The 621-nt window shown below is 55.6% G+C and carries 1 protein-coding gene; it reads left to right on the top strand.

Translation table 11 applies throughout. From position 1 onward, the window contains the following. The first annotated feature begins 121 nt into the window (after window positions 1–121). Window positions 122–538 (top strand): hypothetical protein, encoded by a 417-nt coding sequence (locus WH277_RS00170; protein ID WP_339455455.1) that lies wholly within the window; start codon window positions 122–124, stop codon window positions 536–538. The last annotated feature ends 83 nt before the right edge of the window (window positions 539–621 follow it).

The following is a 621-nucleotide window of genomic DNA, read 5'->3' as shown; positions in this document are numbered from 1 at the left end:
TTCCCCCCGGCCACCGTTGTGTGGCCTTTTTTATTATTCGCCCCGCCATTCTCCATCTTTTCTGCACAGTGTTTGCTTATGTTGAGGTTCTGCCATTCCGGTCTGCATAAAGGAAAATACGATGAAAATCCGGTTGCTCACACTGTTACCCGCCCTCCTGCTGGCCGGTGTCTGTGCCACGGCCCAGGCAGACAGCTGCCGCAAGAATATCTTTGAGGGTTATGACTGCACCTATGATAACGGCACCACCTCCACCAGCCGTGCCAATATCTTCAAAGGGCAGGATGTCACGTACAGCGACGGGCGCACCTCATCCAGCAGGGCCAATATCTTCGGCGGGCAGGATGCGACGTACAGCGATGGCACCACCTCCACCAGTCGTGAAAATATCTTCAAAGGGCAGGATACAGCCTACAGCGACGGTCGCTCATCGACCAGCCGGGAGAATATCTTTAAGGGGCAGGACACGCATTATAACGACGGATCATCGTCATCCAGCCGTGCCAATATCTTTGGTGGTCAGGATACCCGTCATTAAGCTCAGGCCGTCCCGGGTCGGCGAGAAGGCCTGGCCCGGCTACTATTTTACCATCAGCCGAATGCCCAGCAGCGCCATCACGC

Origin of the sequence: Erwinia sp. MYb416 (genome assembly GCF_037479575.1) — a bacterium.
Lineage (GTDB): Bacteria > Pseudomonadota > Gammaproteobacteria > Enterobacterales > Enterobacteriaceae > Erwinia > Erwinia rhapontici.
This window is presented reverse-complemented; position numbering and strand designations above follow the sequence as displayed.